At 60.2% G+C, this 25,564-nt stretch carries 25 protein-coding genes, 1 tRNA gene and 1 pseudogene; 12 read left to right on the top strand and 15 right to left on the bottom strand.

The window, feature by feature from the left end; genetic code table 11:
- Positions 1-3 precede the first annotated feature (3 nt).
- Positions 4-507, top strand: a complete 504-nt coding sequence (locus R3E82_05915; protein ID MEZ5550403.1) for a molybdenum cofactor biosynthesis protein MoaE — start codon at positions 4-6, stop codon at positions 505-507.
- A gap of 268 nt (positions 508-775) precedes the next feature.
- Here the strand turns inward: R3E82_05915 and R3E82_05910 are convergent.
- Positions 776-1,000: pseudogene (locus R3E82_05910) on the bottom strand (cold shock domain-containing protein).
- A gap of 441 nt (positions 1,001-1,441) precedes the next feature.
- Between R3E82_05910 and clpS the strand changes: the two are divergent.
- Both clpS and clpA read left to right on the top strand, forming a co-directional pair.
- Entirely contained in the window at positions 1,442-1,846 is a 405-nt protein-coding gene (clpS, locus tag R3E82_05905) for an ATP-dependent Clp protease adapter ClpS (GenBank protein MEZ5550402.1), read from the top strand.
- An 11-nt stretch (positions 1,847-1,857) separates the two neighbouring features.
- Positions 1,858-4,143, top strand: coding sequence for an ATP-dependent Clp protease ATP-binding subunit ClpA (gene clpA / locus R3E82_05900; protein MEZ5550401.1), 2,286 nt, complete (start codon positions 1,858-1,860; stop codon positions 4,141-4,143).
- Between the two features lie 48 nt (positions 4,144-4,191).
- Here clpA and infA read toward each other — a convergent pair whose 3' ends face one another.
- The 4 genes from infA to R3E82_05880 all read right to left on the bottom strand — a co-directional run bounded on the left by infA (position 4,192) and on the right by R3E82_05880 (position 6,395).
- The gene (infA, locus tag R3E82_05895) at positions 4,192-4,407 is read right to left on the bottom strand and encodes a translation initiation factor IF-1 (protein MEZ5550400.1); all 216 of its coding nucleotides are present in this window, start codon (positions 4,405-4,407) and stop codon (positions 4,192-4,194) included.
- Positions 4,408-4,535: 128 nt separating this feature from the next.
- The gene (locus tag R3E82_05890) at positions 4,536-5,246 is read right to left on the bottom strand and encodes an arginyltransferase (protein MEZ5550399.1); all 711 of its coding nucleotides are present in this window, start codon (positions 5,244-5,246) and stop codon (positions 4,536-4,538) included.
- Between the two features lie 68 nt (positions 5,247-5,314).
- Complete coding sequence (aat, locus tag R3E82_05885) at positions 5,315-6,109, bottom strand: leucyl/phenylalanyl-tRNA--protein transferase (GenBank protein ID MEZ5550398.1); 795 nt, start codon at positions 6,107-6,109, stop codon at positions 5,315-5,317.
- A gap of 100 nt (positions 6,110-6,209) precedes the next feature.
- Entirely contained in the window at positions 6,210-6,395 is a 186-nt protein-coding gene (locus tag R3E82_05880) for a hypothetical protein (protein MEZ5550397.1), read from the bottom strand.
- Between the two features lie 274 nt (positions 6,396-6,669).
- Between R3E82_05880 and R3E82_05875 the strand changes: the two genes are divergently transcribed.
- Genes R3E82_05875 through cysG form a run of 6 tightly spaced genes read left to right on the top strand, consistent with a single transcriptional unit; the run spans position 6,670 to position 14,026 of the window.
- On the top strand, positions 6,670-8,913 hold the full coding sequence (locus tag R3E82_05875; protein MEZ5550396.1) for a DNA translocase FtsK 4TM domain-containing protein: 2,244 nt from the start codon (positions 6,670-6,672) through the stop codon (positions 8,911-8,913).
- 25 nt (positions 8,914-8,938) lie between these two features.
- The gene (locus R3E82_05870; GenBank protein ID MEZ5550395.1) at positions 8,939-9,640 is read left to right on the top strand and encodes an outer-membrane lipoprotein carrier protein LolA; all 702 of its coding nucleotides are present in this window, start codon (positions 8,939-8,941) and stop codon (positions 9,638-9,640) included.
- Complete coding sequence (locus tag R3E82_05865) at positions 9,624-10,982, top strand: replication-associated recombination protein A (protein MEZ5550394.1); 1,359 nt, start codon at positions 9,624-9,626, stop codon at positions 10,980-10,982. The genes R3E82_05870 and R3E82_05865 overlap by 17 nt, the downstream gene beginning before the upstream one ends.
- On the top strand, positions 10,979-11,347 hold the full coding sequence (crcB, locus tag R3E82_05860; GenBank protein ID MEZ5550393.1) for a fluoride efflux transporter CrcB: 369 nt from the start codon (positions 10,979-10,981) through the stop codon (positions 11,345-11,347). The genes R3E82_05865 and crcB overlap by 4 nt, the downstream gene beginning before the upstream one ends.
- 16 nt (positions 11,348-11,363) lie before the next feature.
- On the top strand, positions 11,364-12,641 hold the full coding sequence (serS, locus tag R3E82_05855) for a serine--tRNA ligase (GenBank protein ID MEZ5550392.1): 1,278 nt from the start codon (positions 11,364-11,366) through the stop codon (positions 12,639-12,641).
- A 14-nt stretch (positions 12,642-12,655) separates the two neighbouring features.
- Complete coding sequence (cysG, locus tag R3E82_05850) at positions 12,656-14,026, top strand: siroheme synthase CysG (GenBank protein ID MEZ5550391.1); 1,371 nt, start codon at positions 12,656-12,658, stop codon at positions 14,024-14,026.
- Positions 14,027-14,035: 9 nt separating this feature from the next.
- Here cysG and R3E82_05845 read toward each other — a convergent pair whose 3' ends face one another.
- From R3E82_05845 to tusD, 4 genes are read right to left on the bottom strand one after another with little or no spacing between them, the layout of a single operon-like run.
- Complete coding sequence (locus tag R3E82_05845) at positions 14,036-14,344, bottom strand: TusE/DsrC/DsvC family sulfur relay protein (GenBank protein ID MEZ5550390.1); 309 nt, start codon at positions 14,342-14,344, stop codon at positions 14,036-14,038.
- A 5-nt stretch (positions 14,345-14,349) separates the two neighbouring features.
- The gene (gene tusB / locus R3E82_05840; GenBank protein ID MEZ5550389.1) at positions 14,350-14,610 is read right to left on the bottom strand and encodes a sulfurtransferase complex subunit TusB; all 261 of its coding nucleotides are present in this window, start codon (positions 14,608-14,610) and stop codon (positions 14,350-14,352) included.
- Positions 14,610-14,966 (bottom strand): sulfurtransferase complex subunit TusC, encoded by a 357-nt coding sequence (tusC, locus tag R3E82_05835; protein ID MEZ5550388.1) that lies wholly within the window; start codon positions 14,964-14,966, stop codon positions 14,610-14,612. The genes tusB and tusC overlap by 1 nt, the downstream gene beginning before the upstream one ends.
- On the bottom strand, positions 14,966-15,358 hold the full coding sequence (gene tusD / locus R3E82_05830) for a sulfurtransferase complex subunit TusD (GenBank protein MEZ5550387.1): 393 nt from the start codon (positions 15,356-15,358) through the stop codon (positions 14,966-14,968). Before tusD ends, tusC begins: the two co-directional genes overlap by 1 nt.
- A gap of 336 nt (positions 15,359-15,694) precedes the next feature.
- Here tusD and R3E82_05825 point away from each other — a divergent pair, with 336 nt between their 5' ends.
- Positions 15,695-16,324, top strand: a complete 630-nt coding sequence (locus tag R3E82_05825) for a PEP-CTERM sorting domain-containing protein (GenBank protein ID MEZ5550386.1) — start codon at positions 15,695-15,697, stop codon at positions 16,322-16,324.
- 44 nt (positions 16,325-16,368) lie between these two features.
- On the opposite strand, the gene R3E82_05820 is transcribed toward R3E82_05825, so the two are convergent.
- The 6 genes from R3E82_05820 to R3E82_05795 all read right to left on the bottom strand — a co-directional run bounded on the left by R3E82_05820 (position 16,369) and on the right by R3E82_05795 (position 23,282).
- Positions 16,369-16,456: transfer RNA gene (locus tag R3E82_05820), tRNA-Ser, on the bottom strand.
- A gap of 80 nt (positions 16,457-16,536) precedes the next feature.
- The gene (gene galE / locus R3E82_05815; GenBank protein ID MEZ5550385.1) at positions 16,537-17,550 is read right to left on the bottom strand and encodes a UDP-glucose 4-epimerase GalE; all 1,014 of its coding nucleotides are present in this window, start codon (positions 17,548-17,550) and stop codon (positions 16,537-16,539) included.
- Entirely contained in the window at positions 17,547-18,887 is a 1,341-nt protein-coding gene (gene prsR, locus R3E82_05810; protein ID MEZ5550384.1) for a PEP-CTERM-box response regulator transcription factor, read from the bottom strand. The genes galE and prsR overlap by 4 nt, the downstream gene beginning before the upstream one ends.
- 1 nt (position 18,888) lies before the next feature.
- A complete protein-coding gene (gene prsK / locus R3E82_05805) occupies positions 18,889-20,931 on the bottom strand; it encodes a PEP-CTERM system histidine kinase PrsK (protein MEZ5550383.1) in 2,043 nt (680 codons plus the stop codon).
- 27 nt (positions 20,932-20,958) lie between these two features.
- Positions 20,959-21,990: an NAD-dependent epimerase gene (locus R3E82_05800; GenBank protein MEZ5550382.1), complete on the bottom strand. Its 1,032-nt coding sequence runs from the start codon at positions 21,988-21,990 to the stop codon at positions 20,959-20,961.
- Between the two features lie 2 nt (positions 21,991-21,992).
- Positions 21,993-23,282, bottom strand: coding sequence for a nucleotide sugar dehydrogenase (locus R3E82_05795; GenBank protein MEZ5550381.1), 1,290 nt, complete (start codon positions 23,280-23,282; stop codon positions 21,993-21,995).
- Between the two features lie 187 nt (positions 23,283-23,469).
- On the opposite strand from R3E82_05795, the gene R3E82_05790 reads away from it, so the two are divergent.
- Together R3E82_05790 and R3E82_05785 are read left to right on the top strand one after the other, a co-directional pair.
- Positions 23,470-24,462: an AAA family ATPase gene (locus R3E82_05790; GenBank protein MEZ5550380.1), complete on the top strand. Its 993-nt coding sequence runs from the start codon at positions 23,470-23,472 to the stop codon at positions 24,460-24,462.
- A 7-nt stretch (positions 24,463-24,469) separates the two neighbouring features.
- Complete coding sequence (locus tag R3E82_05785; protein ID MEZ5550379.1) at positions 24,470-25,558, top strand: XrtA-associated ATPase; 1,089 nt, start codon at positions 24,470-24,472, stop codon at positions 25,556-25,558.
- The last annotated feature ends 6 nt before the right edge of the window (positions 25,559-25,564 follow it).

Genomic DNA, 25,564 nt, shown 5'->3' with positions numbered 1-25,564 from the left:
GGCATGAGCCTTACCCCGCATATTGAGATCCGCATCGAAACCGCCGACTTCGATGTAGGCGCGGAAATGCATGCGCTCTATGGGCGGGCCCGCGGCCGCAGCACCGGATCCATCGGCGCAGTGGTGTCTTTTACCGGGCTGGTACGGGACCGGGCATCCGATCAGGCATCATCAGCCGATGTCAGCGGACTGTTTCTGGAGCACTACCCCGGTATGACAGAAGCCAGCATCCGGAAATTTACAGATCTCGCCTGTGAGCGCTGGCCGCTGACAGATGTGCTCATCCTGCATCGTGTCGGCCTGCTCGCACCCTCCGCTCAGATCGTCTATGTGCAGGTCGCCTCCGCCCATCGCAGCGCGGCTTTTGCCGGTGCCCAGTTTCTGATGGATTACCTCAAAACCGACGCGGTGTTCTGGAAGCGCGAGCAGCGGGAGGTCGACGACCGCTGGGTCGAAGCCACCGGAGAGGATCGGCAGCGCCGGGAAGCCTGGCAGACCGACAACTGACAGATGGACAAACAGACCTCAGTCAGCCGGGCAGGGCGCCGTCACCGGACACCGGCAATCAGCGGCAGGCGATCAGCACTCAGTGGGATTGGCTGGCTTTGCCTGGACTGAGACGACCTTCCGCCGCCTGCCCGTCAGCGGTCTCTTCCAGCGTGACCGACAGCACCCGCGACGTAGCAGGGGACGTACTGCCCGCCGATTCAGTGTCCTCGACACCGGAACCCATAGCCGGGCGTTCTTCCGCACGGATTTCGTCGGTTCCGGTTTCGAGACCTCGAATATTGGTCGCCTGCAGGCCTTTCGGGCCTTCGCTGATATCGAAGGTCACATCCTGACCCGCTTTCAGCGTCTTGTACCCATCCATCTCGATCGCCGAGTAATGGGCGAAGAGATCGGTACCGCCAATATCCATACCGCCATCCTCACTCTGGTCAGCGAGAATAAAGCCGTACCCTTTGGCATTGTTGAACCACTTCACTTTCCCCGTCGCCATGGCAAACCGCCCTCCTAAGCAGCTAGGAACTAGCCTGGCATCACAGTACGTTGTTCTGCAGTGAGTCGATTTCGGATTTTACTTTAGAATTTTCCGCCCACTGCGCGAACCGTCGTGGTGTGAAGTGATCGCAGCGAAGACCTGTTTCGCAAAGCGCACAGCCTCCCAACCGGAGTTCTGTCCACCGCCATATCCCCGCCTGTACCACGTCATCCCGCGACGGTACTGCCCCCTGACGCTGCGACTTTCTTACCATTTCGTCGCAGAGTCAAGGTCAAGGTGGTTGCAATCCGGGCGCATGCCCCCACTTCTACCGGGTGCACGGCACACAGACCCGAAGCTGGCAGTAGATCTGCCTTGCTTGGACTAATCACCAGTTTGTCTAATCTTAGGTATGATTACACCCGGATGCGCAGTGACTGGCAGACACCAAGCGACTGGATGAGATACTCGAAATACCCGGACGATTCGAAAAGCCGCTGGATCCGGGCAGCAGACTACGATCGGAGCGGCGACGGTGGCGACGGCAACGAGCAGGAATCCGAAGGCGGGAGCGGTCTCGCGACCGCCACCGCCAGGCCGAAGCTCAAGCGCCCCCCGATGTACAAGGTCATCCTGCTTAATGATGACTACACACCCATGGAATTTGTGGTGCATGTCCTGGAGGTGTTTTTCGGGATGCACCGGGAGAAGGCGACTCAGATCATGCTCGCCGTGCATACTCAGGGAGCCGCAGTGGTAGGCATATTTCCGAAGGACATCGCTGAAACTAAATCGGAGCAGGTGAATCAATACTCCCAGGAAAATCAGCACCCTCTGGTCTCAACCATTGAAATGACCGACTAACGGACCGATAAATGCTCAGTAAAGACCTCGAAGTCACACTCAACGAAGCCTTCCGGACAGCGAAGACCAAGCGGCACGAGTTCATGACCGTGGAGCATCTGCTGCTGTCTCTGCTCGACAATGCCGTGGCGGTAGACGTTCTCGAAAAGATCGGAGCAGATATCGAAAAGCTCCGTAAAGATCTCAGCGACCACATCGATTCGACAACACCCCTCATTCCGGCCGGTGATGCGGATCGCGAAACCCAGCCCACCCTGGGATTCCAGCGTGTCCTGCAGCGGGCCGTGTTCCATGTCCAGTCTTCCGGGCGCAAGGAAGTCACCGGTGCCAGTGTGCTGGTTGCGATCTTCAGCGAGCAGGAAAGCCAGGCCGTTTACTTTCTCAAGCAGCAGAACATTGCCCGCATCGACGTAGTCAACTACATCGCTCACGGCATCTCCAAGGTGGGTGAGGAGAACAGCGGCTCACCAGTACCCGGAGAAGGTGAGGAAGAGGGCGGTGCCGAGGGTCAGCAGCCAAGCGCTCTGGAAGCCTTTGCGACCAATCTGAATGATCAGGCGCGGGCCGGTCGTATTGATCCGCTGGTTGGCAGGGAACAGGAACTCGAACGGGTCATTCAGGTGCTGTGTCGCCGGCGTAAGAACAATCCTCTGCTGGTCGGCGAATCCGGTGTCGGTAAAACGGCCATCGCGGAAGGTCTCGCCAAACGCATCGTCGACGGCCAGGTACCCGACGTGGTCGCCGAAAGCACGATTTACGCACTGGATATGGGCGCTCTGCTGGCCGGCACAAAATACCGCGGCGACTTCGAAAAGCGCTTCAAGATGGTACTCGGCGAACTGAAGAAGCAGGAAGGTGCGATTCTGTTCATCGATGAGGTGCACACCATCATCGGTGCCGGCGCCGCCTCCGGCGGAGTAATGGATGCATCGAACCTGCTCAAGCCACTTCTCACTTCCGGCGACATCCGCTGCATGGGTTCCACCACCTACACGGAATACCGGGGTATTTTCGACAAAGACAGAGCACTGTCCCGCCGCTTCCAGAAGATCGATGTTACCGAACCGGATGTGAACGACACCTACAAGATTCTCAAAGGACTCAAGTCGCGCTACGAGGATCATTACCAGGTGCGCTACACCGATAAAGCGCTCCGGGCAGCGGCCGAACTCGCCGATCGCTACATCACCGATCGCTTCCAGCCGGACAAGGCCATCGATGTGATCGATGAAGCCGGTGCCGCGCAGCTGCTTGTGGCACCGAGCCGCCGCAAGAAGAGCATTGGCGCGCCCGAAGTAGAGCAGGTGGTAGCAAAAATCGCCCGGATTCCTTCGAGTCAGGTCACCACGTCCGACAAGGAAGCGCTGCGCGGACTCGACAAGAAACTCAAGATGGTCGTCTTCGGTCAGGACCAGGCGATCGATACCCTGACCTCGGCGATCAAGCTCTCCCGTGCCGGGCTCAAAGCCGGGGAAAAGCCCATTGGCTCTTTCCTGTTCTCCGGACCGACAGGCGTCGGCAAAACCGAGGTCTGCAAACAGCTCGCCAATGTCATGGGTGTGGAACTGCTGCGCTATGACATGTCCGAGTACATGGAGCGACATACCGTTTCCCGGCTGATCGGTGCACCGCCCGGATATGTCGGTTTCGATCAGGGCGGATTGCTCACCGAAGCGGTGACCAAACACCCGCACAGCATCGTGCTGCTCGATGAGATAGAGAAGGCGCATCCCGAGGTGTTCAATCTGCTTCTGCAGGTGATGGATCACGGTTCACTCACAGACAACAATGGCCGTAAGGCCGATTTCCGCAATGTGGTGCTCATCATGACCACCAATGCCGGTGCTCAGGAAATGAGCCGGGCGTCGGTCGGCTTCACAGAGCAGAACCACGCCCTGGATGGTATGGAGGCAATCAGGAAGCTCTTCACTCCCGAATTCCGTAACCGGCTCGACGCCATCGTGCAGTTCAGCTCCCTGGGCATGGAGGTGATCAAGACCGTGGTCGACAAATTCCTCACCGAACTGCAGGCGCAGCTCGACGACAAGAAGGTCACCCTCGACGTCGATGAGGCCGCCCGCGACTGGCTTGCAAGGGAAGGGTACGACGAGAAGATGGGTGCGCGTCCGATGCAGCGCCTTATTCAGGAGCGTATCAAACGCCAGCTGGCCGAAGACGTCCTGTTTGGCAGTCTCGCGAAATCAGGTGGCACCGTCCGTGTCACTGTAAAAGATGGCGACCTGCATCTGGATACCGTCTCTGCAGAGGATGCCAGAGCAGAGGATGCGCCGGCCTAGGCATCGCCCGGCAGCCTGGCGCTGACAGGGATCAGATAGCGCGCGCCATCACTTGCGGAAAGTGATGCGGCCTTTGGTGAGGTCGTAGGGTGTGAGCTCAACCTTCACCTTGTCACCGGTGAGAATGCGGATGTAGTTCTTCCGCATCTTGCCGGAGATGTGCGCGGTGACGACATGGCCGTTATCGAGTTCCACCCGGAACATGGTGTTGGGCAGGGTGTCGATCACCGTGCCGTCCATCTCGATCTGCTCTTCTTTCGCCATGAATTCCATTGGGTTGTAACGAAGCGAGCGGCATTCTGCCCCAGTCCCTGTCGAAGTGCAAAGCACCGGAGAACAGGCATTCCGCGGTGCGCAGCATCCCGGAACGCGGGAGGGCCTGCGGCAGCCGCTCAGCTCAGCCGGACCCAGCGCCCCTGCACGAGCAGTTCCACCGGCCGGTAATCGACTTTGTAGCGCATCTTCTGTGCATCGCGGATCCAGTAGCCCAGATACAGATGCGGCACCCCCATTCTCCGGCAGTGGTCGATCTGGCTGAGAATGGAAAAGACACCCAGACTGCGGTCACTGAGCAGCGGATCAAAGAAGGTATATACCGCGGCGAAACCGGCGGGTTGTTCGTCCATGACGGCGACCGCAACCAGCCGCTCCTCCAGGTAGCTGCACAGAAAACGGGTATTGGACCACTGACTCAGAAGGAAGGATCGGAACTGGTCCTGTGACGGCGGGTACATGTCGCCATCCGCGTGCCGTGCGCTGATGTACCGGGCATAGAGTTCGTAGTGGATCGGATTGTATGCCCCGGCCTCGATCCTCACTTCGAGATCCGCATTGACCCGCATGACGCGGCGGTGTCGGCGCCGGAGCATGAAGCCATCCACCGGGATCCGCGCCGGAACACAAGCCCGGCAATGCTCACAGTGCGGGCGATACAGGTGACCGCCGCTGCGCCTGAATCCGCGCTCCGCCAGGCCCTGGTAAATCTCAGCCGACACCGTGTCCCGCGGATCGAGGAACAGGGTTCTGGCTTCCCGGCCCGGCAGATAACTGCAGGGGTGGCCGGGCGTCAGGAAAAACTGATGACTGCCTGTCTGATCCTTCACTGGCTGGCTTTCATACTCCGTCTGTCATCTTCGTGTCTCTGACATTCTGCACTTCCCGCAGGGAAGTTTCAGGCCTGAGCCGGGTCCGGCGGCCGGAGTACCGGGTCGGACCCGGACCGGGTCCAGTCATCGGCACGATCCAGTTCGAGCGTCCACTTGCCCCGGCGCGTCTCCTGCAGCGGATTGTCCTCGACAAAGCGCATGAAAGTGCGCCGATCCATCTCCTCCAGCCCCAGAGTGAGCAAGTGGGGGTTACTGAGCTGGCAGTCTATGAGGGGAAACTCCCAGTCATGAAGCTGCCGGGCCAGGTAACAGAGCGCGATTTTGGAGGCATCCCGCTCCCGGCTGAACATGGACTCCCCAAAAAACAGCCGACCCAGAGAAACACCATAGAGTCCGCCGACCAGCACAGGGCTCGTCGAATCAGCATTTCGCCAGACCTCCACCGAGTGAACGAACCCCTCCTCATGCAGGGCCTCGTAGGCGGCCATCATCCGCGCCGTAATCCAGGTACCGCCGGCACCACCGCTGCGAGTAGTCCTGGCCGCCGCACAGCCCCGGATGACCTCAGAAAACGCGCGATCGAATGAGACTCTGAAGCCGGCATTACGCAGGCGTTTGACCAGACTGCGGCTGATCCGGAGGCCCGCCGGTCGCAGGACGCCGCGTGGATCCGGCGACCACCAGAGAATCGGCTCGGCATCGTCGTTAAACCAGGGAAAAACGCCCGCGGAGTAGGCCGCCAGCAGCCAGTCCGGGCTCAGCCGACCTCCGGCCGCCAGCAGGCCATTGGGCTCCTCGAGGGCCTGATCCACCGGCGGAAAGCTGGGACCACGGCGGTGTTTGAGGTTCAGCGCAGCCATGACACAGCGCAACCGAGGCAGGACACCGGCAGAAACGGCTTCATGGGTACCTGTCCTCGATATGACTTCGATTCACGTCCGGCTCGCCTTCAGTTCCCCTTCAGCGGGCTGGTCGCACCATGGGTGCAGAGAAATTCCCGAAAAGGGGTCGCATGCTCCGGCAGGTATTCAGCAGCACGCTGCAGTCGCCGCTGGATGCGTTGCCCATCGGGAGCTTTTCGAGGAAGCTTTCGATACGTTGATCGTCCCATACTTCATTGACGAGGCTGGTTTTGTCCGGACGCATGACTGTCTCTCAATCGGGGTGACCGCAGCCGTGGCAGACGATGATAGCCTGGCGCAGGCCTGTGCGCAGCAGCGTCACCGGGGACACCCTGCGCCAGGTGGCGGGCGTAAACTGTCGTGGCGCACCTGCTGGATTACTGTGGCGGGTCGCCGGGTAAGCACAGAGACAGCGATTTTGAATCGAGATTGAACACGTAACAACCTGAATTAAATGGATATTTGTTAGCAAGATGATAGTTGGTTACACTCCGCCGGTCTTTTCACGGAGCCCTTGAGTGAGCACCAGAGCCTCCCTGCCTGTACGCGAGATTGGCCTGCTGGGCCTCGCCGCAGTGGCACTGTATGTGCTGCTGGCGATTGTCTCCTATTCGCCTTCGGATCCGTCCTTCACCTTCAGCGGCAACGGCGGCGAAGTGAGCAATCTGGTCGGTCGCAGCGGCGCCTGGTTCGCCGACCTGATGCTCTATCTGTTCGGGATCATGGCCTATGCGCTGCCGATTGCACTGGTCACCGCAGGCATCCGGCTGGTCCAGGGCCCTCTCGAGTCACTGTCCTGGCTGCTGGCCGCCGTGCGCGCGCTGGGCTGGCTGGCACTGTTTCTGTGTGGCTGTGTGCTCGCGCAGCTGCATTTCACCTTTGACATGACACTGCCGGCCGGAATCGGCGGTGTCATCGGCCAGTGGCTCGTTGTCGCCGGTGAACCGGTTTTCGGCTGGGTCGGACTGACCCTGCTCTGTGTCACCGGCGCGCTTGTCGGGGTACAGGCGGCCGCAGGGTTCTCCTGGCTCGATGTCGCGGAATCCACCGGCCGGCTGCTGCATGTGACGGCCAGCACCACGGTGGGTTTCACCCTGCGCCAGATCGACCGCTGGCGGGATCGCCGACTGCAGCAGCGCAATCGCCAGGACAAGGTCGATGCACGACTGGAAGCGCGCAGCAGAGACGCGGTGAAACGCGCGGTTCGTCAGCTGCCGAAAATTGAAACGGTCGAAAAGCCCGCGCCGAAAGCCAGGCAACAGAAACTGTTCAACCTCAAATCCACCGGGGAGCTGCCCGATCTGGAGCTGCTCGACGATCCCACGGACGACACGGAGCTCGGCTTTTCCGAACAATCCCTCGAGGCGATGTCCCGCCTGCTCGAGCTGAAACTGGCGGATTTCGGCATCGAAGCCCAGGTGGTGTCGGTGCTCCCCGGTCCGGTAATCACACGCTTCGAGATCCAGCCCGCCGCGGGTGTGAAAGTTCAGCGCATCAGCGCACTGGTGAAGGATCTGGCGCGCTCCCTCGCGGTGATCAGCGTGCGGATCGTGGAAGTGATCCCGGGAAAACCGGTGGTAGGAATCGAAATCCCCAATGAGCACCGGGAGATGGTGCGTCTGAAGGAAATCATCAGCGATCCGGTATTCCAGGACTCGAAATCGCCTCTGACACTCGCGCTGGGCAAGGACATCATGGGAGAACCGGTAATTGCCGACGTCGCCCGCATGCCCCACCTGCTGGTCGCCGGCACGACCGGTTCAGGTAAATCCGTGGGGGTGAACGCCATGCTGCTCAGCGTGCTCTGCAAGGCGACGCCCGCGGAGGTGCGCCTGATTCTGGTGGATCCGAAAATGCTCGAACTCTCGGTCTACGAGGGCATCCCCCACCTGCTGGCACCCGTGGTCACTGACATGAAGGAGGCGGCACACGCGCTGAACTGGTGCGTGGCGGAGATGGAACGCCGCTACCGGCTGATGGCGGCACTGGGCGTACGCAACCTTGCCGGCTACAACCGCCAGGTCGCCGATGCGGAAAAATCCGGCGGTCTGCCGGACCCACTGTGGCAGGACGAACTCGAAGGCGAGGCACCAAAACTCGAGCAGCTGCCGGTGATCCTGGTGGTGATCGACGAATTTGCCGACATGATGATGATCGTCGGCAAAAAGGTGGAACAGCTCATCGCCCGCATCGCGCAGAAGGCGCGCGCGGCCGGCATTCATCTCATCCTTGCCACCCAGCGGCCGTCGGTGGACGTCATCACCGGACTGATCAAGGCGAACATTCCCACTCGCATCAGTTTCCAGGTCTCTTCAAAGATCGATTCCCGGACCATTCTCGATCAGGGCGGCGCCGAACAGCTGCTGGGGCATGGCGACATGCTCTATCTGCCCCCGGGCAGCGGAATGCCGACCCGGGTCCACGGTGCCTTCGTGGATGACGACGAAGTGAACCGCATCGTTGAAGACTGGAAACAGCGCGGAGACCCGGACTATCGACCGGACATACTCACTGGCGGTGACGATGAACCCTTTGTGACCATTGAGCCCGCAGACGGATCCGAAGAAAACGATCCACTCTACGATGAGGCAGTCGAATTCGTGATCAGCTCCCAGCGTGCCTCGATCTCCTCGGTGCAGCGCAAACTGCGTATCGGCTACAACCGGGCAGCCCGCCTGATCGAGACCATGGAGTCTGCGGGTATCGTCAGTGAGATGGGCACCAATGGCGGCCGCGACGTGCTGGTACCGAATCGTGAATAGCCGCCGCACAGGCGCGCGCGCAGGCATGCCTGTGCGGAATTACCTGCGCAGGCTCGGTGGGTTCTGCCGCAGCCTGGGCGATCCGGCAGTCCGGTCTGCCAGCCTGGTGCTGATGCTCGGTATCGCATCTCTACAGGCGGCCCCGGCGGATCCGCTGCTCGATGCAGACCCGGTCAGCGCAGATCGGCAACAGCTCGCGCAACGCCTGCAGGTGCTCGACCGCTACTCGGCCACCTTCACCCAGGCCATCGCCGGAAATCAGGGTCAGATCCTCGAACAGTCCACAGGCTATGTGCGACTGCTGCGTCCCCTTTTCAAATGGGTGGTCGATGATCCCTATCCACAGACCATCCTCACCGAAGGCGATGTCCTCAAGGTCTACGATCCGGATCTCGAACAGCTCACCGTGCGCCCGCTTGCCGAAGCCCTGAAGGACACGCCGGTTTCCGTCCTCACCCGCAGCGAAGTGGTACTCGGTGAAGATTTCCTGGTGTTTCGGATGCCGGTGGAGGAGGGTGAACTGTATGTCGTCGCCCCGCGCGGTGAAGACAGTCTCTACGCTGAGATCCGCCTGACCTTTTCGGCCACCTCACTCACCGGCCTCGGCATCCTCGACCACTTCGGTCAGTACACCGAAATCCGCTTTGTGCCGGATGACAATCCCCAGCTCAGCTCAGCAGACTTTCACCTCGATATACCGCCGGATACCGATGTCATCGGCGGATGAACTGCCGTTCCCGGCCGATGCTGTGTCCACGGCAACAGAGGACGGGGCACCCCTGGCCGACCGGCTGCGACCGCGCAGCCTGGACGATTTCGTCGGTCAGCAGCACCTGCTGGGTGCGGACCGTCCCCTGTCAAGACTGGCTCAGGCCGGCACACTCCATTCCATGCTCCTGTGGGGTCCACCCGGCACCGGTAAGACCACACTCGCCCGGCTGCTGGCTGAAAGTTCCGGGGCGCGCTGGCTGAGCCTTTCAGCGGTGCTCAGTGGTGTGAAGGAGGTGCGTGCCGCCGTTGCGGACGCTGAAGTGGCCCGCCAGCGCGGGCAGCGCACAGTGCTGTTTGTCGACGAAGTCCATCGCTTCAACAAGGCCCAGCAGGATGCGTTTCTACCCCATGTGGAGAAGGGCACCATCACCTTCATCGGCGCCACCACGGAAAATCCTTCCTTCGAGGTCAATGCCGCCCTGCTGTCCCGGGCGCGGGTGTATGTTCTGCGCGCGCTGTCCAGTGAAGATCTCGCCCGGGTAGTGGACCGGGCCTGCACAACCGAACTCGGGCAGACGATCGATCCGCTCGCCCGCACCCTGCTGTGTGATCTGGCCGATGGGGACGCCCGGCGCTGCCTGAACCTTCTTGAAGTCGCCGCCCAGCTCGCCGATGGCCCGATCTCGGAACACTGGGTGCAGGAGGCGGCGGGCACCCGCTATCGCCGCTTTGACAAGGGCGGAGACGCTTTCTACGACCAGATCTCCGCTCTGCACAAATCCGTGCGGGGCAGTGCGCCGGACGCGGCTCTGTACTGGCTGTGTCGGATGCTCGACGGGGGCTGCGATCCCCTCTACGTCGCCCGACGCGTGGTTCGCATGGCGAGCGAAGACATCGGCAATGCGGATCCGCGCGGCCTGCAGATCGCGCTGACCGCCTGGGACACCTATGAACGACTGGGATCACCCGAAGGGGAACTGGCACTCGCCCAGGCGGTGCTCTACCTTGCCAGCGTGCCGAAGAGCAATGCGGTCTATACCGCTTTCAACAGCGCGCAAGCCTATGTTCAGGAACACGGCTCCCACCCGGTACCCATGCATCTGCGCAATGCGCCGACCCGGCTCATGAAGCAGCTCGGACACGGGGCCGGCTATCGCTACGCACACGACGAACCCGACGCCTATGCCCCGGGCGAGGACTACTGGCCGGATGAAGTCCCGGCACAGCACTTTTACCAGCCGACGGATCAGGGACTCGAGGCCCGCATCCGGGAGCGGCTCACCCGCCTGGGACAGCTGGATGCAGCCCAGTCACCCGCGCACAGACGCAAGCCCGGGCAGACCGGGGAAAAAGGATGACGAACGCCCTGTTCTGGGTCGGTCTCGGCGGTGCTGCGGGTGCCTGCGCCCGTTTTCTGCTGAGCACCTGGCTTTTCGTGCCCGCTCAGTTCCCCTGGCCCACCTTAGTGATTAACATCGCCGGCTCACTGGGTATCGGTGTGCTCTGGGGACTTGCCGCAGAGCAGCTCTGGTTCGAAAACTGGGGTCGCTACCTGCTGGTGGTGGGTCTGCTGGGTGGTTTCACCACCTTTTCAGCCTTCTCCCTGGAGGTCGTCGGACTCATCGAAGGCGGACGCATCAGCCAGGCCCTGTTGTACGTGCTCGCAAGCACAGTCGTCTGCGTTGCGGCGGCCTGGCTCGGGCAGCGCCTCGCCGGATACTGATCAGGAATTCTCAACAATGCTGGATCTCAGAACCCTGCGGCAGGATCCGCGCGACATACAGACAAGACTCCGGGTCAAGGGGTTCGAGCTGGATGTCGAGCGATTCGAAGCACTCGAAAATCAGCGCAGGCAACTGCAGAGCGAAACCGAACAGCTCCAGAACGAGCGCAATACCAAATCAAAAAGCATCGGTCAGGCAAAGGCCGCCGGCCAGGACATTGCACCGCTGCTCGCGGAAGTCGGCGATCTCGGGACACGGCTCGAAGCCGCCAAACAGAATTTCGCCCGCCTGCAGGACGACTACCAGGCTTTCGTGCAGGGTCTGCCGAATCTGCCGGATCCGTCGGTTCCGCAGGGCGCTGATGAGTCCGACAACCTGGAAGTAGAGCGCTGGGGCAATCCCCCCGAATTCAATTTTCAACCGAAAGACCACGTCGATCTCGGCGCCGGCGGCGCCCTCGACTTCGAAGCAGCGGTGAAAATCAGCGGCAGCCGCTTTGTCGTGATGCGGGGTGAAATGGTGCGCCTGCATCGTGCACTTACCCAGTTCATGATCGACACCCATGTGCGGGAACACGGCTACGAAGAAGTTTATGTGCCCTATATCGTCAACAGCGACTCGCTGTACGGAACCGGTCAGCTGCCCAAGGCCGCGGCAGACATGTTCCGCCTGGAAGGGGACGCCGGTTTCTATCTCGCACCCACCGCTGAGGTCCCCGTTACCAACCTCTATCGCGACGAGATCATCGATCCTGCCGAGCTGCCGATCCGTCACGTCTGCCACACACCCTGCTTCCGCAGCGAAGCAGGCAGCTACGGCCGTGATACCCGGGGCATGATCCGTCAGCATCAGTTTGAAAAGGTGGAACTGGTGCAGATCGTGCACCCGGAGCGTTCCTGGGAGGCCCACGAGGAACTCACCGAGCACGCCAAAGCCATTCTGCGCAAACTCGAACTGCCTTTCCGCACAGTGGTGCTGTGCGGCGGTGACCTGAGCTTCGCATCGGCGAAGACCTACGATCTCGAGGTCTGGCTGCCGGGACAGAATCAGTACCGGGAAATTTCCTCCTGCAGCAATTTCCTGGATTTCCAGGCCCGCCGCATGCAGGCCCGCTATCGGGATCCCGGCTCGGGCAAGCCCGAGCTCGTGCACACGCTGAACGGCTCCGGTCTCGCTGTGGGTCGAACACTGGTAGCAGTGCTCGAGAATTACCAGGACGGCGACGGACGCGTGCATGTACCCGATGCGCTGCGCCCCTACATGGGTGACGTGCAGACCCTCGAGCTGCGCTGAGGCGCGCAGCCGACGTGGACTACCTGCCGCTTTTTGTCGACCTTCGGGACAGACCGTGCCTGGTCGTCGGTGGCGGCGCCGTGGCAGCCCGCAAGATTGAGCGCCTGTGCGAGGTTGGCGCGGCGGTGTGCGTGGTGGCACCCAGGCTGGCTTCCCGGACCCAGGCGCTCATCGCCGAACATGGGCTCCGACACATCTCCAGATTCTATGAAACCAGCGATGCGGCGGGCATGGCTCTGGTGGTCAGCGCAACCGAAAACAGGGCAGTAAACGCGAAGGTATTTTCCGACTGCACGGCAGCCGGAATTCCCGTCAACAGTGTGGATATGCCGGCGCTGTCCAACGTGATCTTCCCGGCCATCGTCGACCGGGCACCCGTGATTATCGCGGTATCCACCGGTGGCCGTTCGCCGACCCTGGCAAGAGTCGTCCGCACCTGGATCGAAGCGCGACTGCCGCCGCAACTGGGTGCGCTTGCGGATTTTATCGGTGCCCGTCGAGAGCGGATCAAGGCGTCCCTGAATTCGGTGAGCGAGCGACAGAGATTCTGGGAACGGATCATCAACGGACCAGTTGCCGAACAGGTCCTGCTCGGCAATCCGGACCGGGCAGAGCGGGCATTCGAGGAGACTCTGAAGACGGCGAACCCTGGCTTCGTCGCTCTGATCGGAGCGGGACCTGGAGACCCGGAGCTGCTTACGCTGAAGGCGCTGAGATTGCTGCAGAGCGCCGAAGTCGTGCTTTACGACAATCTGGTCAACCGGAAGATACTCGACTACGCGCGGCGGGATGCGGAACTGATCTATGTCGGCAAGAAATGGCGGGCAGCGAGTACCCGTCAGGAAGACATCAACTCGCTGCTGGTTACCGAAGCCTCAAATGGGCGCGCAGTCGTCCGGCTGAAAGGCGGTGATCCCTATATTTTCGGACGGGGTGGCGAGGAGGTGGAAGCACTGCGGGCTGCAGGAATCGACTGCATCGTGGTGCCCGGAATTACCGCAGCCAGTGGCGCTTCGAGCTATGCAGGCATTCCGCTGACCCATCGCCAGGTCTCCCAGTCCATTCGTTTTGTCACCGGACATCGCGCGTCCAACCAGGCCAACCTCGACTGGCCGGAACTGGCCAGACCCGGCCAGACCCTCGTCATCTACATGGGCCTGCCTGCACTGGCAGAGATTGCTCAGAATCTGATCCACCATGGCCGCTCCCCTGACACCCCGGCGGCGCTGATCTCGAAGGCCACCCTGCCTGATCAGGAAGTAATCACGGGAACCCTCGCATCCCTTCCTGCGCTGGTCAGTGAGAGCGCCATAGGTGGACCGACCACAATCATCGTCGGCGAAGTCGTGGCCTTTCGAAACCCGGGCGATACGCCCGGCGGTTAGAGAGGTTCCCTAGAGGCAGTTCGTCGGTCTTGGCAGACCGGCGATCTTTGCCAGCAGTTTGGCGGGACTGCCCGGAAACAGAGTGAGCAGATAGATGCTGTTGGCCTTGTCGTCTCCGAGCCGTTCGCGGATCTGTTTCACCAGCGGACGCATGGCCGGGGAGACTTCGAAACGCGCGTAGAAGTCCCGAACCAGGATGATCAGATCCCAGTGCTGGGCGGTGAGTGAAAGGCCTTCTCTGGCGGCCAGCTCCCGCGCGACCGATTCTGTCCAGTCCGAACGATCCAGCAGGTAGCCTTCGGCGTCCACGTTCAGCATGCCGATCAACGCCAGCTGGCAATCGGCTGATGATCAACCACCAGATCCACGAAGCCCGCATAACTGACGAGTCGGACAGATTCGGACATCCGATCCAGCAGACCCCGAGCCGCGACGTCGTCCTCGAGTGCCAGCAGCTGACGCGACGCAGTCGCCACACCCGCGTACACGCCATCTTCAATGAGGAGAACGGCATCCTGCGGGGCGGCGAGTGTCAGGCAGGAGGCCAGTGCAGACGCACGGTTGACGATATGCAGCGTCGCCATCAGTCGTTCACCACCGCCTGCTGTGTGGCCATCAGAGCCCGCTGTCCTGCCGCGTCCAGCAGTATCACCGGCAGCACGAGGTCCGCCGCTACCAGATGACGCTCGGCCAGTGAAGTGGCACAGACATAGATACGGGTTACCTCGTATTCCGGCAGGGCGGCCACCACTTTCCCCTGAGTCCGCACACCCAGACGATCACCAGCCTGGCCGTTAACCAGCTGCCAGACACCATCATCCTTGAACAGCACCGACACGTTCTGTTCAAACACCCCGGCCACAAACACCGCGTCCAGCGCCTCAATGGCGCGGGCACCATCGTAGGGCGGCTGACGAAGAAGAAAGAGGATGTCCGCCATCAGGCAGCAAAAGTCAGGAATCGGTCGGAGGAAATCATCGCCTCGATAAGCTGCCCAAGGCCCACGACTTCAAATGCTGGGAGCAGGTTACTGGCGGAGCGCCCATAGCGCACCCGTTCTTCTTCATTCAGCACCCCCCGCCTGAGTGCGGCTGCGATGCACACAGCGAGTTCGACACCGTGGTTTTCGTGAAGCGAAATCCAGGCCTGCACCGGGTCCTTTTCACCCTGAGGCGCTATGGTCAGGGCATCCGCTGCGTGTACCGATTCATGGTAGAAAAACACCCTCCGGATCTGATGACCGGCCTGGATGGCGGCCTCGGCGAATCTGATCGCGGAACGTACGGCCGAACCACCGGACGGCGAACCATGAATGGCGATGGCAAAAATCATTTTTCGAGCCTCAACCCCTATCCCTATGCAAGCCAGACCGCCTGGGTTCCCGGCCAGTTTCCGGCCGGATTGTAGCGCCTGGAGCCCCCATCCGGCGAAATTGGGGTCTGTTCCAGTTTCCGTCGAACTTTTTTACATCATTTCCGAGCAGCGGGTGAAATGTGTCGGAATTACTTACAATTGGCGCCTCGCCTGGAATTTTTTCTTTATATTTCAAATAGATAAGATCTGGCCCGTATATTGCTCCTGAAAACCTAGCTGGTACCAGGCGCTGTCCGCAAAGGACAAGGCGACAGGTACTAACTGGTAGTTTGTTTGCCATTTAAAGGAGTCAACGTGAGTGTTTTCGTACGAGTCATTGCGGTCCTGCTGACGTGTCTGGCGATCCCCGCCCATGCATTGCTGATCGATTTCACCTCCAGCACCTGGTCTGGTGTCAGTGGCTCCATGGCAGGCCGGAACATCTCCGGGATCGCCGTAACATTGAGCGCCAGCGGTGGCTCGCTGACATTTAACGCCGCCGATAACGCCGGCTGTCTGGGAAGCGCGGGAGCTGCCGGGGTGCCTCTGGCTTGCGCCGGTGACGGCATCGGCATCGGCGACGACGAAGTCACCAACGGCAACGAGCGCCTCAGCGTCACCTTTGCAAATCCGGTGGATGTTCTGGAAATCTATCTGCTCGATCTGTTCAACAACCAGCAGGAACAGGAGATGGCGCGGATATCGGTGACCATGAATGGCGCACCGACCGCGGTGTTCGACCGCAACGGCGGCACCGACAGTGGCGGCTTCATCATCACCGGGATCACCCGCAACAACGTGACACAGATTCTCTTCGAAGCCATCGGCCGTCAGAGTGATTTTTCACTGGCTGCAATTTCGATCTCCGTTCCGGAACCCGGAACACTTGTCCTGCTTGGCACCGGATTGCTGGGATTGGGTCTGATGCGTCGAAAGGCACGCTGAGCCGGCCAGCAGATTCCGGCCCTCGCTTCAGACGTCATCGAGCCTGGCGGAGGGGGTGGGATTCGAACCCACGGAAGGTTGCCCTTCGCTGGTTTTCAAGACCAGTGCTTTCGACCGCTCAGCCACCCCTCCGGAGGTGCGAATTCTAGGGAGCCCCTCCTGAAGTAGCAACGCTTCAGGGTTGTGCGTGCCCGCAGATGCTGCAGTTGCGGTCAGTGGAAGCCATCAGGATGGGCGGCCTGCCAGCGCCAGACATCCGCGCACATGCGTTCCAGTCCCAGCTCGGCGCACCAGCCGAGATCGGCACGCGCCTTGGATGGATCTGCAAATGACTGCGCGGCATCTCCCGGGCGGCGTGCAACGATTCTGTAGGGAACCGATTTTCCACTTGCGACTTCGAATGCCTGCAGCACCTCCAGCACCGAATAGCCGGTGCCGGTTCCGAGGTTGTGTACATGAACGCCTGAATTGTCGTTGAGATATTCGAGCGCCTTCTGGTGGCCGCGCACGAGATCGGAAACATGGATGTAGTCGCGCACTCCGGTCCCATCGGGAGTCGGATAATCGGCACCGAATACATTCAGATGGGGCCGCTTTCCGGCAGCCACCTGGGCAATATAGGGCACCAGATTGTTCGGGATGTCATTCGGATCTTCACCGATCTCCCCGGAGGGATGAGCACCTACCGGATTGAAGTAGCGCAGCAGCGATATCCGCCATTGCGGATCCGCCGCGCTGAGGTCTTTCAGTATCTCCTCGACAAACAGCTTTGTGCGTCCATAGGGATTAATCGGTGCAGTCGGAAACGTCTCGGTAATGGGCATGGTCTCGGGGACACCGTAAACCGTGGCCGAAGAACTGAATACCAGTGTTTTGACGCCGGTTTTCTGCATGCAGTCGATCAGCCGCAGCGTCCCATTGACGTTGTTGTCGTAGTAGCGGGCCGGATCCGTCACCGATTCGCCTACGGCTTTCAGCCCGGCGAAATGCAGCACCGCTTCGGGTTCATGGAGAGCGAAGACGCGAGCGAGCTGCGACTCATCCCGCAGATCGAGTTCGTGAAAATCCAGGGATTTCTGGGTGATACGTTCCACGGCTTCCAGCGAGCGCCGTGAACTGTTCACCAGATTGTCCACCGCCACCACCTGGTGTCCGGCCTGCAGCAGCTCGACACACATGTGGCTGCCGATGTATCCCGATCCGCCGGTGACCAGTATCCGGCTCAATGGCTGGTCTCCGCGTCGATATGATATTTCTTGAAGAGGTTGTACAGAGTGGGACGCGACACTCCGAGCAGCCGGGCGGTCTGGCTGACATTGTTTTCGGATCGATGCAGCGCCCGAAGTATGGCTTCACGTTCAGCGTTCTGGCGCACCGTCTTCAGGTTGAGCGGCGCATCATCGATGGGTGTATCCAGTTCCAGATCCTGCGGTGTAACCAGTGAAGATTCGCTGAGTATGCTCGCCCGCTTGATGCGGTTCTCAAGCTCCCGGACGTTGCCACTCCAGGTATGGTTTTCGATCGCTGCCAGGGCCTCACGGCTCAGGCGCAGTGAGGGGTTGGCGCGATTGAGGAAATACTTGGCCAGCAGCACCGAGTCCGAACCCCGGTCCCGCAGAGGCGGCAGTGTGAGAACGATCTCACTGAGCCGGTAGAAGAGATCCTCGCGGAATTCCCCCTCTGCAATCTGCTGGTCGATGGGATGGTGCGTAGCGCAGATGACTCTCACATCCACGGTGATCAACGAGTTTCCACCCACCCGTTCGAAATTCCGCTCCTGGAGAAAACGCAGGATTTTGGCCTGCAGAGACAGCGGCATGTCACCAATTTCATCCAGAAACAGGGTGCCGCCACCCGCCGCCTCGATGCGCCCGATCTTTCTTGTGACTGCGCCGGTGAACGCACCTTTCTCGTGACCGAACAGCTCGCTTTCCAGAAGGTTTTCCGGAATGGCCGCGCAGTTGATTGCAATGAACGCACCCCCACTGCGATTACTGAGCTGATGAATGTTGCGCGCAATGATCTCTTTGCCGGTTCCGGTCTCGCCCAGAATAGTGATGGTCGCGTCGGTCGGTGCGACTTTCTCCACCTGCTGACACAGGGCGTACATGCCCGCATGCCCCGTCACCAGCCCCTCCAGGGGCGTACTCGATAGATCTTCGTGCAGACGCCGGTTGTCCGACTCGATCTCCCAGAGTCGAAACGCCCGCTCCACGACAAACCGCAGAGTTTCCGAGTCGATCGGTTTGTTGTAGTAGTCATAGGCCCCGGCTGCGACGGCCTTCAGGGCATGTTCCCGATCCTCCTGACCGGTGATGACGATTACCTTGGTATTCGGCAGGAGTTTGCCGATGAGTTCCAGACAGGCGAATCCCGCACTCGTCCCGCCGGGATCCGGTGGCAATCCCAGATCCAGGGTGACCACCTGGGGTTCAAGCTTGCGCAGAACCGCTTCCGCTTCGCGACAACTGCCTGCGGTGCTCAATTCGGCATTGTCGATACACCAGCGCATCTGTTTCTGCAGGCCGGGATCGTCTTCGATGATGAGCAGGGAGCGCTTCATACTATTCATCCATGGGCAGTTTCAGCAAAAAACGTGTACCCACAGCGGGGGTACTGGAGACAGAAACCTCGCCACCGAGACCGCGGACATATTCCCGCACCTGATAGGCGCCGATCCCCATGCCGGTCAGTCCCTTCGTCGACTCGAAGGGGGAAAACAGGCGATTCGCGATGAATGCCTCGTCCATGCCGCATCCGGTATCTTCCACGGCGATTTCCAGCCAGGCGGACTCTTTCCGGGCAGTGATCTGCACAGTGCCGCTTTCCCCGGTAGCATCTATTGCGTTCTGTACCACGTGTGAGAGCACGTTCACCAGTCTATCCCGGTCCGCCCGGATGGTTGCGTCGGGATTGTATGTATGAAGTGTGGGTCTGGGGCAGGCCCCGGTGAAACGGGCCGCCACGGCAGGGAGCAGCTCGCCAAGAGTGATTGCTGTCACGCTGTCGCTTTGCGGATTTTTCAGCTGCAGCAGCAGCCGCTGCATCCGGTGGACCGAGTTGTCTATGGTTGCGAGCATGTCGTCGATAAACGCAGGGTTTGTCTTGTGTCTTGTTGCGTTTTCAGAAAGCAGCGACAGTTGTGCGGATATCGTTTTCACATCGTGCACGATGAAAGTGGTCAGACGATTGAGCGCGGCAAACTGCCGGGTTTCTCCGATTTCGGCATCTGCTCTGCGCAGCGCCAGAAACCCGGCCGCCTGCCGGGATATGAGCTTGACCAGATCGTAGTCCTCCCACTCCAGCACGGCGGGTGATTCCGGTTCCCGGATCCCGATAACGCCATATAAACGTTGCTCGACGTGGAGGGGCAGCAGATACCGGATGCCCGGGAGCCTCACCAGATCAGTACAGTCCGAAAGCAGATTGTCGGCCTCCGCCGGCAGACTGCGCAGATCGATTACCCAATCATGCTCGCCATAGAAGCGTCGCAGCGCCTGGCCGGTTGCCGGTGCAAGTGGTTCATTCCAGTCCACATGGAGTTTCGCCTCGAGCACCAGGGAATCCGCATCCATCAGCCGCCAGAGTGCACCCCCCGACGCTTCGAATACATCCAGCACAGAGCGAATGGCCTGTTGCCCCAGGTCGAAGTCGGGGCTGGGTTCGGTGAGCTGACGACTGGCGCTGTTCCACGCTTCCCGGTAGTCGTGCTTGCCGCCGTACAGGTTCTTACCCATCCATCGACGCAGTCGCCATTGAACCCGTTTCGAACCCAGTCCGATGAAAGCAGCCACTGCCAGCAGGGTCGCAACCATCAGAACGACTGCAACACCCACATCGCCGCCAAACAGCCGGACGTAGTACCCGGCCAGACCCAGCAGGAGCAGCCCGCTGCCTGTGGCAATCAGGACACCGCTGCGAAAAACGAACTGGCGGGAGAGATTGAGTTTGAGTTGATTTTCACGATTGCGCATTGACGCAATTGCGATCAGAGGCGCACAGATTGCCAGTACCGCGGGCTGCAGAATGACCAGCAGTGGCAGCACAATGCCGAACATCATTCCAAGCGCGTTGTGCACCAGCCCATAGGTAAAGAAGAGACCGAGCCCGACGTTCAGGTAGCGCAGCCGCCAGCGGTAATCGTCTCTCGCATTTCTCGCAAGCTGCTCAATTGCGACCAGACCGATTACCCCGAGCAGGACCTGCATCGCATACAGCCAGGTCGCTGAAGAATGCGGGGTTGTAAACGCTTCCAGCGGCAACTGCCAGGCGGTCCACAAGCCGATACCGGCGGTCAGCACAGCGCAGCCCAGCAGTCCGGACACGCTGCGCATGCCGCTGTCGAGGTAGTTTGCAGCATTCAGCCCGATGGCACGGATCAGCAGGAAGATCCAGGAGAGCTGTGAAAGCAGTTCCAGTGACGCCATCCAGGGTGTCGCGACCGCAACCGCACTGCAGATCATGAAGGCCAGTGTGGTGGTGGAAGCGACAAGCAGCGCCTTTCCGGTGATCTGCCGCCGGATGGTAACGAGGCAGAACAGCGTCAGGCCCAGGTAGGCAATCACACCCAGAAGCACACTCAACAGCAGGATGAAATCGATGGTCATCTCATGGACCGGGGTATCACACGATTGCTAGCGCAGATTGTGGGCAACATCGTCGATTCGATAGTAGGCCTTGTACCAGCGCACAAAGTTCTCGATGCCTGTCTCCACCGGCGTATCCGGCTTGTAGCCCGCGTCCCGGATCAGATCGTCCACATTGGCATAGGTGTCCGGTACATCACCCGGCTGCAGCGGCAGCAGATTCCGTTTTGCCCGCACACCCAGGGTCTCCTCCAGAACCTCGATGTAGCGCAGCAGCTGAATGGGATTGTTGCTGCCGATGTTGTAGAGACGGTAGGGCGCTGAGGAGCTGTGCGGGTCCGGATTGTCTCCCGACCACTGGGGATCCGCGCTGGCGGGACGATCGAGCACCCGGACAATGCCCTCTACAATATCGTCGATATAGGTGAAATCCCGCGTGTGGTGTCCGTAGTTGAAGATGTCGATCGGCTCACCCGCAAGCATCTGGCGGGTGAACTTGAAAAGCGCCATGTCCGGGCGGCCCCAGGGTCCGTAGACGGTAAAGAAGCGCAATCCGGTGGTCGGGATATCGAACAGATGACTGTATGTATGCGCCATCAGTTCGTTGGATTTCTTGGTTGCGGCATAGAGGCTCACGGGATGATCCACGTTGTCGTGCACCGAGAAAGGCATGTTGGTGTTGCTGCCATACACCGAACTGGTGGAAGCGTAGACCAGATGCTCTGTCCCGATTGCCCGCACACCTTCGAGTATGTTCAGAAAACCAACAATATTGGCCTCGATGTACGCATAGGGATTCTCGAGTGAATAGCGCACACCGGCCTGAGCAGCGAGGTGCACGATTCGCTGGGGTCGATGGCTATCGAGCACACGGTTCATTTCTGCCCGATCGGCAATGTCGACTCTTTCGATCGAGAAACCTTCACGAATGGTCAGGCGCGCGAGTCGCGCTTCCTTGAGTGCGACATCGTAGTAATCGTTGAGGTTGTCGACGCCGACGACTTCGTCGCCGCGATCGAGCAGACGATGACTCACATGAGAGCCGATGAAGCCCGCGGCACCGGTTACCAGCACGCGCATCTTCAGAGCCTGCCGGTGACGGCTTGACGGGAAAGCACAGATTTCACATCAAAGAGCACGTGCTCGGGTTTAAGGAATGCCCGGATGCCTTCTTCGCCCAGTGCGATGAATTCGCGGTGGGCGACGGCCAGTATCGCAGCGTCATACACTCCTGCTGCGGGCTGTGCTACGGGAGCAAGCCCGTATTCGTGCTGCGCCTCAGCGCATTCCACCCAGGGATCGAAGACATCCACTTCGATGGCGTACTCGCGCAGAGCGGCGATCACATCGACCACCCGGGTATTCCTGATATCGGGACAGTCTTCCTTGAATGCCAGCCCCAGCACCAGCACCCGGGCACCGACCACGTTGATACCGCGGCCGGTCATCAGCTTGATGACCCGCTCCGCAATGTGGCCACCCATGCCGTCGTTGATCCGACGCCCGGCCAGAATCACCTCAGGGTGATAGCCCACCTCCTGGGCTTTGAAGGTCAGATAGTAAGGGTCGACGCCAATACAGTGACCGCCCACCAGTCCGGGTTTGAACGGCAGGAAGTTCCATTTGGTGCCCGCTGCTGCCAGAACTTCCTGGGAGTCCAGCCCCAGCCGGCTGAAAATGAGGGCAAGTTCGTTGATGAGTGCGATGTTGAGGTCGCGCTGGGTGTTTTCGATGACCTTGGCAGCTTCTGCTACCCGGATGCTCGACGCCCGATGGGTACCGGCACGGATGATGGAGCGATACAGCGCATCCACAGTGTCGGCAACTTCGGGAGTCGATCCGCTGGTCACCTTCATGATGTCCGGCAGTCGGTGCGTCTTGTCACCGGGATTGATCCTTTCCGGGCTGTAACCGGCAAAAAAGTCCTGGTTGTAGACGAGGCCCGATGTCTCTTCGATCACCGGGATACACACCTCCTCGGTGGCGCCCGGATACACGGTGGATTCGTAAACCACTATGTCACCCGGTGCGATCACCGAACCGATGGTGCGGCTGGCAGCCCGCAGCGCACTCATATCCGGCCGTTTGTACTGGTCGATGGGTGTCGGCACCGTGACGATATAGAAATTGGCCGCTCTCAAGTCCGCTGTTTCGCTGCTGAACGATAAATGGCGGGGGCTGGCCAGAGCTTCTGCGTCCACTTCCCGGGTGTAGTCCCTGCCGGCTCGTAACTCTTCTATGCGGCTGACATTTACGTCGAACCCGATCGTGGGATAGAGGCGGCCCAGCTCCACAGCCAGAGGAAGTCCTACGTAGCCAAGGCCGATGACAGCTACTTTGACGTTATTCAGATCTGGTGGATTGCTCGACATGCCGCACGCCGGGTCATTCAGGGTCGCGTATTATGCATCAGGGAGTCCGCCAGACTGTTGTCACCATGTAGAACACTGACAGCACCGGCTCTTTCCGGGTACAACCGCCGGATTGGCCGAGGATTCCCGTGTTACAACGCTTTACAGACCCGGTCTCTCATGACCTCTAAACTCCACGGCCTGGCTGATGAATGAGCACGACAAATCCATGAGCACCATCGAGAGAGCTGCGGCGAAGCTGGCCGTACGGCTGCGGCAGCAGCCAGCACCGGCAGCGCCTGGCCGACCTGTGGACTCAGGACAGACTCCAGCGGCTGCTTCCGTGATGCAGGGCAAGAGCCAGGGTTTCACGCGGGCACCAGAGAGATTCTGCGATATCGACCTCAGCAGTCTCTCGGAGAAGGGCTATCTGCGCCCCGGCGAAGGGCGCAGTCAACTCGCCCACGAAATGCGCCGGATCAAGCGCCCGCTGCTGTTGAACGTGCAGAAGTATCAGGCGGCACCTACCGAACATCCTCCGGCGAATCTGATCATGATCACCAGCTCACTGCCCGGAGAAGGCAAGACTTTCATCTCCATCAATCTGGCCATCAGTCTCGCCGCAGAACTCGATCGACGGGTACTTCTGGTGGACGCGGATGTAAGTAAAGGCGACATCACCTCGCAGCTGGGTATCGAGGCCCATCGGGGTCTGTCCGACCTGCTCCATGAAACCAATCATGTGGCCGAAGACGGGGTGCTGACCTCCAATGTGGAACGCCTGAGTATTCTGCCCGCCGGTGGCAATACCGATCACATCGACGAACTCTATGCGAGTGCTCTGATGGCGACGATCACCCGCACTCTGGCCGCTGAGGATCCGGATCGTCTCGTCCTCTTTGATGCACCACCGCTGCTGGCAACCACTGAAGCATCCGTCCTTGCCCGCCACATGGGTCAGGTGGTGGTCGTGGTGGAGGCGAATAAAACACCACAGGACGCGGTTGCCCAGGCGGTAAGCCTCCTGGAAGGCTGCGCCAATGTCAGCCTGCTGCTCAACAAGACGACCCAGCGCGACTCCGGGGGGTATGGTTACGGCTATGGCTACGGTGCCGGGGGGCGACGTCGTGCCGAAGCCAGAAACGAAAATGATCGCGAAAGTGATGGCGAAAATGAACCGCTCAACGAGCAAGTGAGTTAACGCGCCCATGTACGAAGAACATTTCGGACTTACCGCAAAACCCTTCCAGCTCTCTCCGGATGCGGCCTTCTTCTTTCCGAGCAAAGAACACAAGCGTGCGCTGTCTTTTCTGGAATACGGCCTTGATCAGGGCGATGGTTTCATCGTCATCACCGGTGACGTCGGCACCGGCAAAACCACCATCGTGCAGACCCTGCTGAGTGAACTCGATCCCAATGCGCTGATGGTCGCAAACATCGTCACCACCCAGCTCGAGGAAGGCGACCTCATGCATCTGGTGGCGGCGAATTTCGGCCTCAAGGTGAACACCAACAGCAAAGCGCTGCTGCTGCGGGATCTCGAACGACTCTTCGTCCAGCAGGCGAAAGAGAATCGGCGGGTACTGCTCATCGTCGACGAGGCTCAGAATCTGCCGGCGCGGTCGGTGGAAGAGCTGCGCATGCTGTCGAATTTCCAGCGCGATGGAAAACCCCTGGTGCAGATTTTCCTGCTTGGCCAGGCGGAATTCCGCAACACACTGCTTTCGGAAGAATTCGAACAGCTGCGGCAGCGGGTCATTGCCACCTACCACCTGAACCCCCTCGAAGAAAGCGAGACCCGGACGTATATCGAACACCGCCTGAGTTGCGCGGGCTGGACTGGCCGGCCGGAATTCACCGACGAAGCCTTCCGCGCCATCTATGCTGCCAGCGAAGGGGTGCCGCGGCGGATCAACAATCTCTGCGACCGGATTCTGCTTTTTGCGTTTCTCGAAGAGCGGGAGTCCATCGATATCGAGGTTGTAGACTCTGTTTCCCGTGAACTCGGCGGGGAATTCTGGTCCGGACGCCCCGAGCCGAAGGCTTCTCTGGAGCGGGTCGAGGAGGTTTTCAACACACCCGGCCAGCCCCTCGAGGCGGTAGCCCGGGTCATGTTTGACAAAGCCAACGTGCAGCAGCGGCTCGGCTCTCTGGAGCGCGCGGTGGACGCCCTCGGCAGTTCACTGAAGTCCGACGTGTCAGAACTCAAGGAAGAAATCGGCTATCTGAACGTGCTGCTCGAAGAGGTACTCAGCGAGCTGCGGGAAAGTGGTAGCTCCGGCAAGAAGCGGGCCTGACTGCAG

This window comes from Pseudomonadales bacterium (assembly GCA_041395945.1).
Classification (GTDB): domain Bacteria; phylum Pseudomonadota; class Gammaproteobacteria; order Pseudomonadales; family Azotimanducaceae; genus SZUA-309.
Note: the sequence above shows the minus strand (reverse complement) of the source record. Positions and strands in the feature narration are given on the sequence as shown.